The sequence below is a fragment of the Gemella sp. oral taxon 928 genome, from assembly GCF_001553915.1.
Lineage (GTDB): Bacteria > Bacillota > Bacilli > Staphylococcales > Gemellaceae > Gemella > Gemella massiliensis.
The window spans coordinates 400,162-420,236 of sequence record NZ_CP014233.1 but is presented as its reverse complement, the minus strand read 5'-3'; the positions used below and the strand labels follow the sequence as shown (position 1 = coordinate 420,236).

At 32.4% G+C, this 20,075-nt stretch carries 17 protein-coding genes and 1 pseudogene; 3 read left to right on the top strand and 15 right to left on the bottom strand.

The window, feature by feature from the left end:
* Positions 1-978 precede the first annotated feature (978 nt).
* The 9 genes and pseudogenes from eno to gnd all read right to left on the bottom strand — a co-directional run bounded on the left by eno (position 979) and on the right by gnd (position 11,452).
* On the bottom strand, positions 979-2,295 hold the full coding sequence (gene eno, locus AXE85_RS01825) for a phosphopyruvate hydratase (RefSeq protein ID WP_062172827.1): 1,317 nt from the start codon (positions 2,293-2,295) through the stop codon (positions 979-981).
* A gap of 59 nt (positions 2,296-2,354) precedes the next feature.
* The gene (tpiA, locus tag AXE85_RS01820; RefSeq protein WP_062172825.1) at positions 2,355-3,119 is read right to left on the bottom strand and encodes a triose-phosphate isomerase; all 765 of its coding nucleotides are present in this window, start codon (positions 3,117-3,119) and stop codon (positions 2,355-2,357) included.
* 29 nt (positions 3,120-3,148) lie between these two features.
* Positions 3,149-4,345 (bottom strand): phosphoglycerate kinase, encoded by a 1,197-nt coding sequence (locus tag AXE85_RS01815; protein WP_062172823.1) that lies wholly within the window; start codon positions 4,343-4,345, stop codon positions 3,149-3,151.
* Positions 4,346-4,591: 246 nt separating this feature from the next.
* Positions 4,592-5,599, bottom strand: coding sequence for a type I glyceraldehyde-3-phosphate dehydrogenase (gene gap / locus AXE85_RS01810; protein WP_062172821.1), 1,008 nt, complete (start codon positions 5,597-5,599; stop codon positions 4,592-4,594).
* A 22-nt stretch (positions 5,600-5,621) separates the two neighbouring features.
* Positions 5,622-6,662 (bottom strand): sugar-binding transcriptional regulator, encoded by a 1,041-nt coding sequence (locus AXE85_RS01805; protein ID WP_062172819.1) that lies wholly within the window; start codon positions 6,660-6,662, stop codon positions 5,622-5,624.
* Between the two features lie 181 nt (positions 6,663-6,843).
* Positions 6,844-7,452 (bottom strand): hypothetical protein, encoded by a 609-nt coding sequence (locus AXE85_RS01800; RefSeq protein WP_062172817.1) that lies wholly within the window; start codon positions 7,450-7,452, stop codon positions 6,844-6,846.
* 85 nt (positions 7,453-7,537) lie between these two features.
* Positions 7,538-8,500, bottom strand: a pseudogene (locus AXE85_RS01795) (asparaginase).
* Between the two features lie 176 nt (positions 8,501-8,676).
* Entirely contained in the window at positions 8,677-10,068 is a 1,392-nt protein-coding gene (gene zwf, locus AXE85_RS01790; protein ID WP_082729111.1) for a glucose-6-phosphate dehydrogenase, read from the bottom strand.
* Positions 10,040-11,452, bottom strand: coding sequence for a decarboxylating NADP(+)-dependent phosphogluconate dehydrogenase (gene gnd / locus AXE85_RS01785; protein WP_062172815.1), 1,413 nt, complete (start codon positions 11,450-11,452; stop codon positions 10,040-10,042). Before gnd ends, zwf begins: the two co-directional genes overlap by 29 nt.
* 241 nt (positions 11,453-11,693) lie before the next feature.
* Here gnd and aldA point away from each other — a divergent pair, with 241 nt between their 5' ends.
* Positions 11,694-13,145, top strand: a complete 1,452-nt coding sequence (gene aldA / locus AXE85_RS01780; protein WP_062172813.1) for an aldehyde dehydrogenase — start codon at positions 11,694-11,696, stop codon at positions 13,143-13,145.
* 93 nt (positions 13,146-13,238) lie between these two features.
* Here the strand turns inward: aldA and guaB are convergent, their stop codons facing one another.
* From guaB to AXE85_RS01755, 5 genes are all read right to left on the bottom strand, one after another.
* Complete coding sequence (gene guaB, locus AXE85_RS01775) at positions 13,239-14,702, bottom strand: IMP dehydrogenase (protein WP_062172811.1); 1,464 nt, start codon at positions 14,700-14,702, stop codon at positions 13,239-13,241.
* 17 nt (positions 14,703-14,719) lie between these two features.
* Complete coding sequence (locus AXE85_RS01770) at positions 14,720-15,310, bottom strand: xanthine phosphoribosyltransferase (RefSeq protein ID WP_062172809.1); 591 nt, start codon at positions 15,308-15,310, stop codon at positions 14,720-14,722.
* Between the two features lie 218 nt (positions 15,311-15,528).
* A complete protein-coding gene (hslO, locus tag AXE85_RS01765; protein WP_062172807.1) occupies positions 15,529-16,404 on the bottom strand; it encodes an Hsp33 family molecular chaperone HslO in 876 nt (291 codons plus the stop codon).
* Positions 16,405-16,656: 252 nt separating this feature from the next.
* Positions 16,657-17,064 (bottom strand): hypothetical protein, encoded by a 408-nt coding sequence (locus AXE85_RS01760; RefSeq protein ID WP_062172804.1) that lies wholly within the window; start codon positions 17,062-17,064, stop codon positions 16,657-16,659.
* Positions 17,065-17,084: 20 nt separating this feature from the next.
* Positions 17,085-17,858, bottom strand: a complete 774-nt coding sequence (locus AXE85_RS01755; RefSeq protein WP_062172802.1) for a type III pantothenate kinase — start codon at positions 17,856-17,858, stop codon at positions 17,085-17,087.
* 256 nt (positions 17,859-18,114) lie between these two features.
* Between AXE85_RS01755 and AXE85_RS01750 the strand changes: the two genes are divergently transcribed.
* Together AXE85_RS01750 and AXE85_RS01745 are read left to right on the top strand one after the other, a co-directional pair.
* Positions 18,115-18,843 carry a metallophosphoesterase family protein gene (locus AXE85_RS01750; RefSeq protein WP_062172800.1) on the top strand — a complete coding sequence of 243 codons (729 nt, stop codon included), beginning with the start codon at positions 18,115-18,117 and terminating at the stop codon, positions 18,841-18,843.
* Positions 18,827-19,195, top strand: a complete 369-nt coding sequence (locus AXE85_RS01745; protein WP_062172799.1) for a DUF6176 family protein — start codon at positions 18,827-18,829, stop codon at positions 19,193-19,195. Before AXE85_RS01750 ends, AXE85_RS01745 begins: the two co-directional genes overlap by 17 nt.
* Positions 19,196-19,513: 318 nt before the next feature.
* Here AXE85_RS01745 and AXE85_RS01740 read toward each other — a convergent pair whose 3' ends face one another.
* Entirely contained in the window at positions 19,514-20,023 is a 510-nt protein-coding gene (locus AXE85_RS01740) for a GNAT family N-acetyltransferase (RefSeq protein ID WP_062172797.1), read from the bottom strand.
* Between the last annotated feature and the right edge of the window lie 52 nt (positions 20,024-20,075).

Sequence of the window (20,075 nt, the reverse complement as noted above, 5' to 3'; positions counted from 1 at the left end):
AAAAACTTTCCTTTTTTCTATTGTAGTACAATTATATAGCAATTTGAAAAATAATGCAATACAATATTTTAACATTAGATTAAAATAATTTTTCAAGAAAAACTTATTATATCAGTTATTAATATTATTAATTTTTATTAATTAAAATAAATATTATAACATTAATTTTATAATATTTTAAAAATAAAAACTGTATTAAGTTTTTTTATTTTCTATTTTATTTTTCAGTTTTTAAATATTTTTTATTTATCAGGAATAAAAGAAAGTTGATTTATAAAATCACCCTCTGAAAACAGTATAAAATAAGAATTTATTAATAAAAAATTATTTCTTAAAAATATAGTCTTAAAACAGCTGTTTTTAAATGTTTATTTTTATTTAATGATATTTTTATTCTGTACTATAAAAAACAAGTATAAAAAAACTATATCCTCTCCAATGTAATTTATCTTTACTTTTGTAAACCAAATTTTTTCTAAAAATAAATTTCAATTTATATATTTAATTTAAAATCAAAATGTTTATATCGTTATTAATAACAGCTATCAATTAAGTAATTCTTATTATTATTTTCAAATTTTTTTAATAATTTTTTTCCATTATAACCAATGTATTTTTGGAAGTTTTTGTATTTATAAAATGCAAATTTTTCTAAAATAAACTCTAACATATACGAACATAATAGATCAAAAATTAATTACTTTATATTCGGTAAATAATCATAGGTTCAAACAACTGTTTTATATATAAACTTTTGAAAATAATTTTACTAAGAGAATAAAAAATAGGAGCGACTCAAAAATCATGATTTCGTTAAAAATCAATTTTATTGAGTCGCCCCTCGTATACTTCATTAGATCTGGAAAAAAGCTCTTTATAGCAAATTCTTAAATCAATGAATCACTGCGGTCTTACTAATAAGTAAATTCTTTTAAAAATTTTTTACTTTAGTTAACCCTTGTTAAACTTATTATCTTATTAACGTTTAATATTATAAAACGCTTTAATTCCCGGATATTCAGCTGTTACATCTAATTCATCTTCAATACGCAATAATTGATTGTATTTAGCGATACGGTCTGTACGGCTAAGTGAACCTGTTTTGATTTGTCCGGCATTTGTAGCAACTGCTATATCTGAGATGGTTGAATCTTCAGTTTCTCCGGAACGGTGAGAAATAACAGCAGTATATCTGGCACGTTTCGCCATTTCAATAGCATTTAATGTTTCTGTTAAAGTGCCGATTTGGTTAACTTTAATTAAGATTGAGTTACCAACACCTTGTTCGATACCTTGTGATAATTTTTTAGTGTTGGTTACAAATAAATCATCCCCAACTAATTGTACGCGATTTCCTATACGTTCTGTAAGTAATCTCCAACCTTCCCAGTCATTTTCATCCATACCGTCTTCAATAGTGATAATTGGATATTTGTTTACCAACTCTTCTAAATAATCTACTTGTTCAGCTGAAGTACGTTTTGCTCCACCTTCTCCTTCGAATTTAGTATAGTCATATACTCCATTTTCATAGAATTCTGATGATGCACAGTCAAATCCCAAGAATACATCTTTCCCCGGCTCCAATCCGGCTGCTTTAATGGCTGACAGAATAGTTTCAACAGCATCTTCTGTTCCCTCAAATGATGGAGCAAATCCTCCTTCATCACCTACTGCAGTTGATAGACCACGAGCATGTAATAATTTTGCTAAATTATGGAATACCTCTGCACCCCAACGCAATGCTTCTTTAAATGTCGGAGCTCCAACAGGTAAAATCATAAATTCTTGGAAAGCGATCGGTGCATCTGAATGAGAACCTCCGTTTACTATGTTCATCATTGGAACCGGTAATTCTTTTGAGTTGGTTCCACCCAAATATCTGTATAAAGCTACACCTAACGCATCAGCCGCAGCGTGTGCCACCGCTAAAGATACACCTAAAATAGCATTTGCACCCAGACGACCTTTATTTTCAGTACCGTCCAACTCAATCATAGCATAGTCAATACCTACTTGGTCAAATACGTCGAATTTACCTTCCAATAATGGAGCAATTTCTTCATTAACATTGGTTACAGCCTTAGTTACACCTTTTCCTAGGTAACGAGCTTTATCTCCATCTCGCAATTCAACCGCTTCATATTGTCCAGTTGATGCTCCTGACGGTACTAAAGCACGCCCAAATGCTCCTGATTCGGTAGTTACTTCTACTTCAACAGTTGGGTTCCCACGTGAATCTAAAACTTCTCTTGCATATACTTCTGCGATAATATCAAATGTTTTTGCTAACATTAATTTTCTCCTTCATAATTTAAAATTTATATTTATTATAATAGTAAAATTCCTTAAAATTAAGCTAATTTTCCGCCTTCTAATAAAGCTAAAAATGAATCTGCTTTAAGTGAAGCCCCACCTACTAAAGCTCCATCAACATCCGGACATGCTAAGTATTCTTTTACATTTTCCGGTTTTACAGAGCCGCCATATTGAACTCTCACTTTGTCAGCTACTTCTTTTCCATATAATCCCGCAACCACATCACGAACAGATTTACACATTTTTTGTGCATCTTCTTTAGTTGCTGATTTACCGGTTCCGATAGCCCAGATTGGTTCATAAGCCACTACAAGTTTTTCAGCCTGTTCTTTTGTTAAATCCGCTAAATCTTTTCGTAACTGACCTGTAATTACATCAACGGCTTTTCCTGTTTCATATTGTTCAAGTGTTTCACCGCAACAAACGATTGGTATCAACCCATTGGCAAATGCAGCTTTTGTTTTTTTATTAATTAATTCATCAGTTTCACCGAAATATTCACGACGCTCTGAATGCCCTAGTATAACATATTTTACACCTAAATCATTCAGTACATATGGAGAAATTTCCCCTGTATATGCTCCGCTTTGCTCAAAGTGGCAGTTTTCAGCACCAATATTTAATTCACTGTTTTTAGTTAATTCTACTAATGCCTCTAAGTGAGTTGCCGGTGCACAAATAGCCGACTCCACACTTGCTGCGGCAGGCACTTTACCTGCTACCGCTTGTGCAAACTCACGTGCCTCTTTCACTGTTAAATTCATTTTCCAGTTTCCTGCTATAAATGGTAATCTTGTCATAATTGTACTCTCTCCTTGAGTTTTAAAAATTATTTATTTGATAATGAATCTATACCCGGTAATACTTTTCCTTCAAGATATTCTAATGAAGCACCGCCACCGGTTGAAATGTGAGAAAATTTTTCTGCATATCCTAAAGAAATAGCTGCCGTAGCACTATCTCCACCACCGATAATAGTAGTAGCACCCTCTAAGTGCGCAATAGCTTCACAAACGCCAATTGTACCTTTGGCAAAGTTAGGCATTTCGAACACTCCCATAGGTCCATTCCAAATAACCGTTTTAGCACCTTGCAATGTATTTTTAAATAATTCTATTGTTTTCGGTCCAATATCTAAGCCTTCTTCGTCTGCTTCAATATCATCTGTTGCTATACGGCTTGGTGCATCATTTGAAAATTCTTTTGCAACAACTGTATCTACCGGTAATATCAATTTATCTCCGGCTTTTTCCATCAGTTTACGAGCATAATCTATTTTATCATTTTCACATAATGAATTACCGATTTCTTTTCCTTGTGCTTTCATAAATGTATATGCCATACCACCGCCAATTATTACTTTATCAGCTTTTTCCAATAAATTTTCAATAACCGCGATTTTATCCGATACTTTAGCGCCACCCAGAATAGCTACTAATGGACGTTCAGGATTATCAACGGCACCACCGATAAATTTAATTTCTTTATCTACCAGAAATCCTGAAGCTGAATTACCTTCTCCAATATTTGTAGCAATACCGACATTAGAAGCATGAGCACGGTGTGCAGTACCGAATGCGTCATTGACATAAACATCACCTAGTGATGCCCAATATTTCGCAAGTTCTGCATCATTTTTAGATTCTTTCTTGCCATCAATATCTTCAAAACGTGTATTCTCGAACATTAAGATTTCTCCATCTTTCAGTTCTTTTATAGCAATTTCTAATTTACTACCACGTGTTTCAGGTACAAATTTAACATCTTTACCTAATAATTCTGATAACCTTTTAGCTACCGGTGCAAGTGATTTAGATGCTTTATCCGCCTCTTCTTTCACACGACCTAAATGAGAAAATGCTACTACTTTTGCACCTTGATTAAGGGCATACTCAATAGTCGGCAATGCCGCAGTAATACGATTATCATTAGTAATCTTACCGTCTTTTAATGGTACGTTAAAGTCAACACGCATTAAGACAGTCTTTCCTTGTAAGTTACCTAAGTCTTTGATAGATTTCTTCATGGAAAACTCCTTTTTAAATATATTAGAATATAAGACAAAAAGCCAACTTATAAGCAAGATTTTAATACTCTTAACTGTATGTAGTATACTACAAGAAAAAACTAATTATAAATTAATTTTTTCAAGATACTTTACCACCATAGTTGAAAATACTATTTGATGAATTTTGTATGTTTATCTTAATTATTCATCATTTCCTACTTTTAAGTCAGCTCCTTATCTATTCTTCTTATTATCTATTATAAATTATTTTATCAATCCTGCAAAGTATTTTAATGTTCTTACTAATTGAGAAGTGTAAGACATTTCATTATCGTACCAAGAAACAACTTTTACTAATTGTTTATCACCTACTGTTAATACTTTTGTTTGAGTTGCATCAAATAATGAACCGAATTCTATTCCTACGATATCAGAAGAAACGATTGGATCTACATTGTATCCGAATGATTCAGTAGAAGCAGCATGCATAGCAGCGTTAACTTCTTCAGCAGTTACAGTTTTTTCAACTACTGCTACTAATTCAGTTAGTGAACCTGTCGGTACCGGTACACGTTGTGCTGCTCCGTCAAGTTTACCGTTTAATTCAGGGATAACTAAACCGATTGCTTTTGCAGCACCTGTTGTGTTAGGAACGATATTCACCCCTGCTGCACGAGCACGACGTAAATCCCCACCACGATGCGGTGCATCAAGTGTATTTTGGTCACCTGTATATCCGTGAATTGTAGTCATTAACCCTTCTACTATTGTAAAGTTATCGTGTAGTGCTTTTGCCATAGGTGCTAAACAGTTGGTTGTACATGATGCCCCTGAGATAACAGTTTCTGTTCCATCTAATGTTTCATGGTTTACATTAAACACGATAGTTTTAATATCACTACCTCCCGGTGCAGAGATAACAACTTTTTTAGCACCTGCTTGAATATGTGCTTCCGCTTTTACTTTAGAAGTAAAGAAACCTGTACATTCTAACACTACATCTATTCCTAACTCTCCCCATGGCAATTCTGCCGGATTTGGATTAGCAAAACCTTTTACTTCTTTACCGTTTATTATTAAACTACCGTCTTTTTCAAAAACTTCCCCTTGGAAACGCCCTTGAGTTGTATCGTATTTTAACAAATGTACCAATTGATTAACCGGAGTTAAATCATTAATTGCTACTACTTCAATTCCTTCTACGTTTTGAATTCTTCTTAATGCAAGACGCCCAATACGTCCAAATCCGTTAATTGCTACTTTCACTGTCATTTTTTAGTTCCTCCTAAAAATTTTATTTATTAATTTTAGTAATTATTTTTCTACATATTGCTTCATCAATAATAAGTGTTGCATTGATCGGTTTTGTATTTAAGTAACTAAATACCGCCTGCGCTTTATTTTCTCCACCAACTATTGTAAAAACATCTCCAATGCTATCAACATCTTTAAAACTCATCCCTATAGTAGAGGTTTTAAATATTTCGTGACCGTCTTCATCGAAATAACTTCCAAATGATTCACAAATAGCATTTTTCTTTTTTAACACTTCGAGAATATCTGATGAAGTTCTTCTTCTATAAGCCATCTCAAAAGCATTCCCTATACTATGTATTATAATTGATGTTTTTTCTATAACGTCCAAAGCATTTTTCACAACAGGTTCTTTAACAAGTTCTCCTAATGCTTTTTGTCCTATATTATCCGGTGCGTGTAGTAATTGATAGTTATTTCCGGAGTTATTAGCCATTTTTGCCGCTATATCATTTGATTGATACTCCGTATTAACTTCTGATAATCCGCCGCGAATAGGTGTTATAGTAACATTTTTTCCATATCCGAATGTTTTATCTGCCCTATCTGCAACATAGTACATTGTACTTCCTCCACTTACTCCGATTACACACTCTTTGGTTATTTTTGAATTAACCTTATCAAGAAGTAAGTCCGTCATCTCTACCCTAGTCGCTTCACTATTTACAAAATCTCCTGCCACTATGTAAACATCTTTTATTGAAAAATGTTTTTTTATAATACCTCGTTCTTTAACGAATGTATCATTGGTAATAAAAGATTTTATTTCTACTAAAAATTCCTCGCCTTTTTCCGTAAGACTCATTCCGGTAGTTTTCTTAGTAATTAAACCCAGTTTCGATAATACCTCACATTCAGTACGTAACTGTCGTTCAGTTATGGTCACAAAATTTAATAATGTTTTTCTTCCTACCGGTTGATTTATTTTAATAGTAAGAAGTAACTCATAGCGATCATTAAATTTTTTCACCATCTCGGGTACAAGTTTATTTTGCATATGTAACAAATGTAAAATATCCATATTATCATGCCCTTCTTGTTTGAAAATTCATCTTTAATATTATCGTTGGTCGGAATACGTCCTTATAGGTCGAAATACGTCCAAGTTGTGGTAAAAAAATAAACTTTCTGAATAGTATTATAACAGAGCACTCTTAAAAAATCAAGAGTTTTAACTATAATTCTATCAAAAAATTTATCCATTATTTTAAAACCGTTAACAATTCTACTTGAATAATAAAGTAGAAAACAAAAATCATTTCATGTTCTTTATAATCTAGCGGCAATGGCGAAATATATTGTTTTGGATAATTTAATTCAATTTCTTTTTTCAAATCATCTATACTTATCTTTTTAAGATTATATCTATTCAGTATTAAATCTAATTCTTTCTCGTTATAAAAGAATATATTTTTTACCTTTGTAGCGAATAATCTATCCGAAATCATAATATTACTAATTATTGATAAGGTAGATTCCAACTCTTTACTCGCTGTTGCAGGCGTATTTAACATTTTATAAATATTTTCTATTAATACTTTTGGTATTTGATAATCAAGTTCCAATTTCTTAAAATCTATTTTTAAAGATTTTTTAATATTATGTTTTCCCTCAGCTTTCTCCTTATTATAGAATATAACATATCTATCTTCTATTGTGATGAGTTCTTTCTTATTAAAAATTATCTCTATACCGGCATCATTTAAAAGTTTGATCGTTTTATCTTCGTCTAATTTCATAAACGGTCGTTTAAATTTATTATTATCTAATAGATAAAATCCTCTGTACGCCCTATGATATTTGAATTTCAAAATTATACCCCTTTCTTACTAAAATCCTTTATCATACTATCATATTTAGGAAAAATATTCAATATTGAGTATTATAAATTTGATATTAAAACTTTTCTCTTAATTTTTCCGGTTTTATTCCCGCTTCCAATAAAACCAACAACTTTATTCTTGCTTTTTGACCACTTAAACCGGTTGTAAAAATAACTCCATCTTGACAAAATCTTTTCCCTCCGCCCTCATAATCATAAACATCTTGAGTTACACCGTTAAAAGCTCTTGATACAAAAACAACGGGAATATTTTTTTCAATACATCTTTTTATTGCCGGAACTGTTTTAGGCGGTAAGTTCCCTGCTCCTAATGCCTCTATTACTAAACCATCTATTTTCAAACTACAAACTGAATCTATCAACTCTGCTCCCATACCGGCTTATGCCTTTAATAAAAATACTTTTTTATTGTTTGTAGTAATATTATAATGCTCTTTTTCTATTAATTTTTGAAAATAGATAACTTTATTTTTTAATACCAACCCTACCGGGCCAAATGTCGGCGTTTGAAAAGTAGCAACATTTGTTGTATGAGTTTTGGTAACATATGTTGCTGTATGTGCTTCATCGTTCATTACCACAAGCACACCTTTATCACAACTTTCATCACTTATTGCTACTACCAATGCGCTTCTTAGATTTACCAGCCCGTCAGATCCTAATTCATTACTTGAACGCATCGCTCCCGTTACAACTACGGGAATATTTACATCCAACGTTAACTCTAAATAATAAGCTGTTTCTTCTAAAGTATCCGTTCCATGAGTTATAACTACTCCATCATACTCTTCCTCAACAGCCTTTAGTATTCTTCTTTGAATACCTAGCATTTCCTGTTCTGTTATTTGCGGTGATGCTAAATTATACAGCTCCTCTACGGTTATATCTCCCATATATGAAAAAATGTTTTCACTCATTCCTATAGGATTAATTTTTGTTGGCGATACTTTGCCTGTAGTATGATCTTCACTCATTGAAATAGTACCGCCGGTACTTATTATTAAAATTTTCTTCATTATACCTTTCTCCTTCTATAATAAATATCAATTATAATTATATATATTCTAATAAAATAATATTATTAATACTTCTCCTAAATTCTACTCATGCCCTCTATTATAACACGCATAAAAAAAATATAAAACTCTAAGTATCATTTTTCCTTAAAGTTTTATATTTTTCCGGTTAGTTATTACTTAATCCATTCAACAAGCTTATTCGCCTCTTCCGGTCCCATTGAACCTTGGTCATAACTATAAAGAGGTGCCCCTTGTTTATGATATTTATCTAATAAATTATTAACAAACTGCCATGATACAACAATTTGATCCCATTGCGAAAACAATGCTCTGTCACCTTTTAAGCAAGCATCTAATAAACGTTCATACGCTTCAGGAGTATTTATTCTGTTTTCCAATATACAGCTTTGACAAAAATCTAAAGAAATCTGTTGCAACTCCTGTTCCGTTCCCGGTTTTTTAGCATTAAATTGGAAGTACACTCCCTCGTCCGGTTGTATTTTAATAATTAATACATTTCCGGGTGTATCTCCTATTGCTTTAAATTGGACTACAACTTGAGTTTCTCTATCACCCATTTTTTTACCTGTACGTATAAAAAACGGAACATCTTCCCAACGTTCGTTATCTATAAACAATTTTAGCGCTGCATATGTTTCTGTTTTTGAATTAGGTTGAATATTTTTTTCATTTAAGTAACCGTTATACTGCGCCATAACTAAATTGGCATTGGTATCTTCTACCGGTTTTATTGCGGACAATAAATTATATTGGCTATTGTGTATCTCGGTGCTGTTATCTTCTATCGGCTCCTCCATAGCAACAATTGATAATACCTGAAGTAGATGATTTTGTACCATGTCTTTTAAAGCACCGTTTTTATCGTAATACCCGGCACGTGTTCCTACCCCGACGGTTTCCGCTGCTGTTATTTGGATATTTTCGATAAAATCTTTGTTCCAAATTCCTTTAAAAATAACATTTTTAAAGCGAAGAGATAATATGTTCTGAATCATCTCTTTTCCTAAATAATGATCAATATGATAAATCTCATGTTGTCCAAAGAAATCTGCCAAACTGTCATTCAATATTGATGCTTTCTCCAGATCTTCTCCAAACGGTTTTTCAATAATAACCTTTGCATTATTATTTGCACAATATTTTTTAAGACCGTTTGTTATAGTAATAAAAAACGTCGGAGCTACCGCATAGTAATAAATATGCTGATCTATTTCCATTAATGTATAAAATGTTTGTAATATACGATATTCTTCTTCATTTGTCATATCCATCTTAAAATAAATAATACGACGTGCATACGAACTAAACTGCTCTTCATCGAATTTCGTTCTTGCATGTTCTTTTATCCACTCTCGTGCTATTTTGATATAATCATCCGGAGTGTACGCCCTACGACCAATAACAATTATTTTAAAATTATCGTCTAATTTTCCTAATACATCTAAATTATATAAAGCCGGTAGTAATTTTCTATAAGTTAAATCACCTGTTCCGCCGAATAATGTAATTGCATTATTATTTTTCATTATTTCCCACCCAATCATAATGGTAATTTCCTTCTTTATCCGTTCTTTCAAAAGTATGAGCTCCGAAATAATCTCGTTGTGCTTGGATTAAATTAGCTCCACTATCTGCTGTTGTATAAATATCTAAGTAAGAAATAGCAGAAGTCATTGCACTTAGAGGCAATCTATTTTGAATAGCCAATACTGCCACTTCTCGCAAATTATCTTGCCTTGTTTCTATAATATTTTTAAAGAACGGATCGAAAATAAGATTTTCCAGTTGAGAATTATTTTGATATGCTTCAATAATGTTTTGTAATATTTTTGCTTGAATAATACACCCACCACGGAATATTTTGGCTATATCGGCATAATTAAACTCCCACCCGTATTCTTTTTCAGCAGCTTGAAACAATTTAAACCCTTGTGCATAAGAAATAATTTTGGAAATAAACAGTGCATCTTTTACGATTTCCACTAAATGTTTTTTATCTGTTACAACATTATAAACCTTACGTGAAAATTCTTTTTCTGCTTTAATACGTTCTTCTTTAAGGTTAGACATATAACGACCATTTAATGCACTTGTAATTACGGAAACATCAATACCTAAATCGATTGCCTGCTCATTTGTCCACTTACCTGTACCTTTTTGACTGGCTTTATCCAGAATTTTATCAACTAGATAATCTCCGTTTTCTTCTTTAACTTTAAAAATGTTTGCGGTAATTTCTATTAGATAAGACTCTAATTCCCCTTTATTCCATTCTTCAAAAATTTCTTGCAATTCTTTATTATTAAAACCTCCAAGATGTTTTAATACTTTGTACGCCTCGGAAATTAACTGCATATCTCCATATTCAATACCGTTATGAACCATTTTTACATAGTGTCCCGCACCACCGGTTGACGTATAACTACAACAAGCAACTCCGTTTACTTTGGCAGCAATAGCTTCTAAAATCGGACGAATTTCTTTATAAGCAACTTCATCTCCTCCCGGCATTAATGCAGGGCCGAATCTCGCACCTTCTTCACCTCCTGAAACACCTACACCAAAGTAATTAATTCCTTTATTTAACAGTAGTTCATATCTTCTTTGAGTATCTTTAAAAAATGAATTACCTCCGTCAATAATAATATCCCCCTTGTCTAAAAGAGGTGTTAACTGTTCAATTAAGCTATCTACAGCTGCACCGGCTTTAACCATCAATACTACTTTTCTTGGTTTTTCCAATCCATTTACCAACTCTTGTAATGAGTGTCTTCCAACTATATTTTTATGAGGATGTTCTTTTAACATCTTATCAACAACACTGGTTGTTCTGTTAAACACTGCTACTTCAAATCCGTTATCAGCTATATTTAAAGCTAAGTTACTCCCCATAACCGATAAACCGATCACTCCGATATTTTGCTTCATTAAGTGAGCCTCCTAGTTTTTTTATCCATTATACCACTAATTTTTATCTTTGCTAAGACTTTTTCTTAAAAAATATTTATTAAACGTTTTCTTATTGGAAAAATATACAAAGGATTACTTCATTAGTCAAAAATTTGCTTTGAAGACAAAATATTTGAGTTTTAATTACTATATATTGTATAATTTATGCAGGGATGGTAACGTTTACTTACCTAATTTTATATATAAGGAGAATTTATTTATGAGTGAAGTTAAAGTTTTAAAGATGTTTATTGGGGGAAAATTTGAAGAAAATATCAAACGAGAATTTATCAAAGTGGTAAATCCCGCTACTGAGGAAGTTATTGCGAAAATTCCAGCCGGCAATTGTAAAGATGTTGATCATGCTATTACAGTTGCCGATGTTGCTCAAAAATCTTGGGAAAAACTACCCGCTATAGAACGTGGAGCATATCTGAAAAAAATAGCAGATCGTATTAGACAAAGAGAACCGGAAATTACACAAACTATCGTTAATGAGGGTGGAAAAACTTTTGAACTGGCTAAGGTTGAAGTGTTATTCACGGCTGATTACATGGATTATATGGCAGAGTGGGCTAGAAGATATGAGGGAGAAATAATTCAAAGTGATAGAAAAGATGAACATATATTCTTATTCAAACGTCCTTATGGTGTAACAACAGGTATTTTACCATGGAACTTCCCATTTTTCTTAATAGCGAGAAAAGCTGCACCGGCTTTACTTACCGGTAATACCATTGTTTTAAAACCTAGTCAATTAACCCCGATTAATGCCAATATTTTTGCGGAAATTTGTACAGAAGTCGGATTACCTGAAGGGGTATTAAATATTATTTATGGACGTGGTTCTGTAGTTGGGAACAGATTAGCTTCTCATCCTAAAGTGGGATTAGTTAGTCTTACCGGTAGCTTGGCAGCCGGACAAGAGGTAATGAAAGCTGCTGCCGATAATATTACCAACGTATCTTTAGAACTTGGCGGAAAGGCTCCTGCTATTGTATTTGAAGATGCCGATTTAGAACTTGCGGCAAAAGCGATAGTTGCATCGCGTGTTATCAACTCAGGGCAAGTTTGTAACTGTGCTGAACGTGTTTATGTCCATGAAAATGTAAAAGAACAATTTGAACAAATATTATTTGCAGAATTAGACAAAGTTAAATTCGGTGACCCGAACAAAGAACGTGGTTTGGATTATGGTCCGTTAATTGAAAAAAGAGCATTAAAAAAAGTCATTGAAAGAGTAGCATATGCCGTTAAACAAGGAGCAACATTAGCATATGGCGGTGATGTAGATAAAGAACAAGTAGGATATTTCTACGGGTCTACCGTCTTAACAGATGTAACCAATGATATGAGCATTATGAAAGAAGAAACATTTGGTCCTGTTATTCCAATTGCCACATTTAAAACATTAGAAGAAGTCATTAATTATGCCAATGATTCAGAATACGGTTTAACATCTTCAGTTTATACAAAAAACTTAAATACAGCATTTAAAGCTGTTAATGGACTGAAATTCGGTGAAACTTATATCAATCGAGAAAACTTCGAAGCAATGCAAGGTTTCCACGCAGGGCGTCGTAAATCAGGTATTGGAGGTGCTGATGGTAAACACGGCTTAGAAGAATATTTAACTACACAAGTAGTTTATATGCAGCTTGGTGATGAATAATATAAATAATTACTAAAAATTAGAAAAAGTTGATAAAAAAAGGTTATCAACTTCTTCTTTTTAATAATTAATAATAATTTTAAATTTAAGTTTTTATTTCGAATAATTCGGACTTTCTTTTGTTATTTGAATGTCATGCGGATGTGATTCTACAAGCCCCGCTCCTGTCATTCGGACAAATTGTGCCTCTTCACGTAATGTACGCAAATTTCTTGAACCGGTATATCCCATGCCGGCACGCAATCCACCAATTATTTGATAAATCGTTTCCGATACCGCTCCTTTGTAAGGTGTACGCCCTTCAATGCCTTCCGGTACAAGTTTTTTACCATCTTCTTGGAAATAACGATCTTTAGAACCTTTTTCCATTGCCGAAATAGAACCCATTCCACGATATGTTTTGAATGAACGACCTTGGAAAATTTCCAATTCACCCGGTGATTCTTCACAACCTGCCAACATTGAACCGAGCATTACAGCATGTCCACCTGCTGCAATAGCCTTAACAACATCTCCTGAATATTTTATTCCCCCATCGGCGATTATCGTTTTTCCTAATTCACGTGCTACCGTTGCACAATCATAAATTGCCGTAATTTGAGGAACTCCAACCCCCGCAACTACACGTGTAGTACAAATAGAACCTGGTCCAATACCAACCTTAACAACATCTGCACCGGCTTTATATAAATCTCGTGCTGCTTCTCCGGTTGCAACATTACCCGCTATAATATCTAATTCCGGATAATTTGTACGCAACGTTTTTACCGCATCTAATACACCTTTAGAATGACCATGAGCGGTATCAACAACAATTGCGTCCACTCCGGCATCTACCAATGCCTCTACTCGTGCTATTGTATCATTAGTAACACCTACAGATGCCGCTACCAATAAACGTCCTTTGTCATCTTTTGCGGAATTTGGATATTTTGCAAGTTTTTCAATATCTTTAATCGTGATTAATCCTGTTAATCTACCGTCAGCATCAGTCAAAATTAATTTCTCAATTTTATGACTGCGTAATATAACGCTAGCTTCCTCCAATGTTGTATTCGCCGGTGCTGTAATTAAATGTTCTTTTGTCATAACCTCACTAATTTTCACATCAAAATCAGTTAAAAAACGCATATCTCGATTTGTGATAATACCGACAACTTTCATTTCTTCTACATTATTAACAATAGGTACACCGGAAATACGATATTGTTGCATTAAACTTTCCGCTTCATCTACTAAACTGTCCGGTGTTAAAAAGAAAGGATCTGTAATAACTCCACTTTCCGAACGTTTAACTTTTCTTACCTGCTCCGCTTGCTCTTTTATAGACATATTTTTATGAATAACACCCAGTCCACCCTCACGTGCCATAGCAATAGCCATTTTATATTCTGTTACCGTATCCATTGCAGCTGAAATAACAGGAACGGATAATTTAATTCGTTCTGTTAGATTTACTTTTAAATCCACTTTTTTAGGTAATACATCACTTTTTGCCGGAAACAACAACACATCATCAAATGTTAAACCTTCTTTTTGAAATTTATCTTCCCACATTATTTTTATATCCTTTCTTATCGTTCATCGTCCGCTATATTAAATGTCACTTTATTATTTTCTAAAGAGGCTATACGACACAACGAACATACATCAATACCACGCTCTTCCAATAAATGTCTACCGGATTGAAAACTTTTTTCAATCAAAATACCGACACCTACTAAACTTGCAGCTGCTTGCTCAACAATTTGCATAAGTCCCAACGTCGCCTGTCCGTTTGCCAAGAAATCATCAATAATCAACACTTTGTCATCTTTGTTAATAAATTTACTTGAAACTACTACCGTGTTTGTAATATTTTTAGTATAACTATGTACCTGCGCCTCATAAATATCATTATTTTTTAGTGTTGACGGTTTACTTTTTTTAGCGAATACCATCGGTACCCTAAATAAATTTGCTACCATAATAGCCGGTGCTATACCACTCGCCTCAATCGTTAATATTTTCGTAACTTCTTTATCCTTAAAATAATCTTGCAAAGTTTCTGCCATTTTAAGCATAAGGTCCGCATCTATTTGATGATTTAAAAACGAGTCAACTTTTAACACATTATTATCATAGACCTTACCATCAGTAAGTACCATTTCTCTTAGTAATTCCATTATTCCTCCTTAAATAGTGTGTTTATTTTCTACTACCGACAACGAAATATTGATTTATATTTTAGAAAGAGGGATTAGGTATTTTTCCTATCCCTTCGTAATAATTTCTATTTAAAATTTTTACCAATAATTAATTTTTTTATTAATAATACCAAATTTTTACAAAAAACTCAAGTATCTAACTAAAAGTTGTTCATTATCTCTTTTTATTCGAACATTTACTGCGAATTTTCTAATAAATCAGTAATTTCGGTTTGAGAAAACAGATATTTCTGTTTACAAAATGAGCAGACCAACTCCGTTTCTTTTTGTTTTGCCAATGTCTCTAATTCTTCACGCCCTAAAGTTACCAAAGCATCGGCATATTTTTCTTTAGAACAGGTGCATTTAAAAACTACATCATTTTTTCGTAAAATACGATAATTTTCACCACTTCCAAACAATATATCTGCTATTTCTTCAGGAGTTTTCCCTTCATGAATAAGTGACGAAATAGGTTTAATATCATTGATTACTTGTTCTAATTTAGTAATTGTTTCATCCGTAGCATTAGGTAATACTTGGAAAATAAAACCACCGGCAGCAATTACCGAATTATCCGTATCTACTAAAACACCAAGCGATACACAAGAAGGTACTTGTTCACTTACAGCAAAATAATAAGTAAAATCTTCGGCAATTTCTCCTGAAACAATCGGCGAGGTCGTCGTATATTTTTCATTAAGCCCATAATCACGTACTACTGTGATGTTCCCTGCCCCTACTGCACCCTTAACATCTAACTTCCCTTGGGAATTACTCGGGATATGCACTTGCATATTTTTAGCATAAGCCGCTGTTTCCCCCAACTCATCAGATGTGGCGTAAATTGTACCTATAGGGCCATCGCCTCTAACTGCTATATCAACCCTATCCCCACTTTTTAACATTGCTCCCATCATAGTTGTTACCGTTGCAGTACGTCCTACTGCAGCTATTGATGTAGGATAAGCATCATGACGTCGTCTTATTTCTTCTATTAAATCTGTTGTCTTAGTCACAAAAAAGCGAATTTCATCATTAAAAGCCAAGCCTCGTATTAAATAATCTTTCATAATATATCCTTTCGCAAAACAGTTTCATTATCCCTTTAGAATGTATTTTACTATTATATACGGTTTTTTTCAACAAACAAGTTATAATGTTTATTTATAGTATATATTATTTTACAAATATATATATTATTTTATAAATATTTCAGCAATAGTTAGTAGTAGGGGCTAGAAATTCCATTGTCACTATATTTCCTTGAAATACCAATTCTTTATTCTTTAAAAAAGAATTATAGTTTAAGGAACATAGCTTGATTATATATTTTCTAAAAGCTCCATTATGCGATTAAAAGGAATTTTCCCCCTAATTTCTTTACATGCTGTGCGTGCGTTCATACCGGGTTTGCTTATTTTTGAAATAAGATTTTCCACAATCTTCGGCTCTTCTCTCAACGCCTCCACCAACCATATTAACGTTTCAGGACGACCAAAATTATTATACATTTTTAACGCACTGTTGTTCGGTGCATGCTCAAAATCTTTAATTCCCCCGGTTGGTTGAAATAAGCACCATACGGTAAGATGTTCTCTTTGGCTTAGCCACCACCTGTTATCTTTTTGTCCATATCTCGTATCATAACTATCTGCCAAAGGAGTTTTACCGTCTAACATACTTATTTTTCTGGCAAATTCTATTACGTCTATATCTTTTCTCTCTAACATTATTTTATTCCTTATACACACTATACGTCCTTATTCAATTTATACAATTCTATAATACCTTTTAAAGTTAAATCTTCATCAACAATATCAACTAAACTACTATATCTTGCAATAAATTTTGATAATCCGCCGGTTAAAACAACACGATACTCTTCGTCTAAATCTTTTTTTAAATGTTTAATAATATTCTCAAATTGTCCTAAAAAACCATAAAAAAGTCCTGCCTGCATTTGGGAAGTAGTGTCCATTCCCAAACTTGTATCAACAGCAGCAAATTCGACACGTGGCAGTTTGGCAGCTTTTGTATACAATGCTTCGGCACTGACATTCATTCCAGGACAAATAATACCGCCACGATAATTCATATCACTATCAACACAATCAAATGTCGTTGCTGTTCCAAAATCTACAACAATAGCCGGAAGATAATTACTCACCTTAGCTCCTACTATATCCACCACTCTATCTGAACCAAGTTTACTGCTATAAGGAGCAGGTACTTTTATACCGGTATTTATACCGGCAGTTACAATAATCGGATCTTTTTTGAAATATTTTTTACTAAGTAACTTTAGTGCAAACATCATTCTAGGAACAACGCTTGAAATTACAACACCGTTAAAATCTTCAAACTTAATATTTTTATCGACAAAAAAATTACGGATAATAACATACAGCTCGTCTTCCGTCTTTGTATTATCGGTAGCTATTCTCCATGAATGTAGCAATCTATATTCACTACTGAATACTCCTAAAACAATATTCGTATTCCCAACATCTAATGCAAAAATCATTTTTAATCTCCCACGCTATTTATTTCTTCATTATGAATGATTTTATTATATCATATTAATAATAGCAACTAAAACAATATATTGTAAATTTAACATGAATAAATTGCAAGTGATAAATGATATATTTTAGTCAACTAACACTTTTCAACAATAGCTACTTACCGGTTTTTATGCTATTACTTTTTATTATCTTTTAGTTTACAGATTTATATTTTTGTTTTAATATAAGGTTTATATACTAAAAGTAGGTGACAAAATGAGAAAAATTATAATTTCAGATATTCATGGTTGTTTTTATACAATGCAGCATTTATTAAAAGAAATAAACTTTAATCCTAATAATGATAAATTAATTTGTTTAGGTGATATGGGTGATCGCGGGAAAAATACAAGATTAGTATGGGAATACTTTTTTACTTTACAAAAAGAGTGTACTCATCATGTAGTTTTACTCGGAAACCATGAAGATATGTTTAACCTTGCAATGAAAGAAGCAATGTATAAACCTTATGAACGAAAAAGACAAGAGCATTATTTCCGAAACGGTGGGCTTATGACACTTAGATCATTTTATCCGGAGGCTACAAAAGAAGAAAGCGGCTTTTATTTTAAAAAAATAGCTGATAAACATAAAGCGTTACGATACTGGTTAAAAAATCTGCAAACAAGATATGAAAGTGATAATTTTTACTTTGTTCATGCCGGTGTTGATCTTTCTAAAACATTTTGGAATCAAAACCATCTTGATATGATTTGGATAAGAGAACCCTTTTTAAGCAGTAACAACAAATATAATAAAAAAATATTCTACGGTCATAGTCCTGTTATGGAAGAACCATATTATGAAATAAAAGAAAATAGAATTAATATTGACGGCGGTTGTGTTTACGGCGGAAAATTAAATATTTTTATTATTAATGATGATAACATACTTATTAAACAAAGTACCATTGATGAAAGGGATATATATGAAAACAATAGATAAATTAAATATAGAATTAACACGTTTTAAAGTTAAAGACGGCAAAAGTGAAACAGTAGATGAATGGCTTGATTTTCTTAACGGTAATATGCAAAACGTTTTATTAACGCTTGAACGTGAGCAGATGTATGTTGAAACTATTTTTCGTGAAACCTTAAACGGTGCAGAATATCTGTACTGGTATTCTATTCAAGGCGAAGACGGAGAACCTGTTGAAACATCAGAAAATGCCATTGATAAACAGCACCTAAAATATTGGAAAGAATGTATAGATCCGAATTATCCGGCAGTTGACTTAACCCCTGCCGTCGTTATGATACCGAAAAATATAACAAAAGTGATGAGAAAACTTTAATACATACTTATATAAAATCTTTCTGCAATAAAATAACAAAAATTTATAAAAAAAAGAGCCGAGAACTTTAATCTCGGTCTTTTATAGAAAAGGAAAGTTTATGAAGTTTATAACTATTTACTAGTTATATCTATATTATAAATATCGAACCTTAAATATAACTTAAATTTTAATTTAATTTTGAAAAAAATTAAAAATAGCCAAAAAACTTATATATCAGCGTTTTATGAGAAAATGCCCATACTTTGATTTAATCATTTCATTTAAGACGGTTAAAAAATAAGATAAATTAAATAATTATATTTTATGAAATTATTTTTACTCAATAAACTCTTTTTCCTGAATATCTTTTTGATACCACACAACATCATACCAGCGATTAAATTTATAACCAACTTTTTCAAAATGTGCCACTTTTCTAAAATTATGTTTTTCATGAAAAGATATACTCCCTTCATCAGGATATGAGATACATGAAGTTAAACGACAAATTCCTTTTTCAATTAATTGTTTTTCCAACTCATTATAAAGCAACTCTCCAATCCCTTTTCCTCGTGCCTGTTTATCTAAATATATTGTAATTTCCGCAGTCCAATCATAAGCACGCTTTGGATAAAATTCTCCGGCATAAGTATATCCGAGAATTTTCTTATTTTCTACAGCTACTAAGAAAGGGTATTTTTGCATCGTTTTTGAAATTTTTTCTTCAAATTCATGTATATTAGGCACTTCATAATCAAAAGTAATCGCTGTTTCTTCTACGTATGGTCTGTAGATATCGACTAATTTTTGTGCATCTTCTAAATCTACTGTTCTTATTTCTATCATTTGGCCACCTACTTTAAAGTTTTCTCTACTCATAATTATATCATAAATTTAT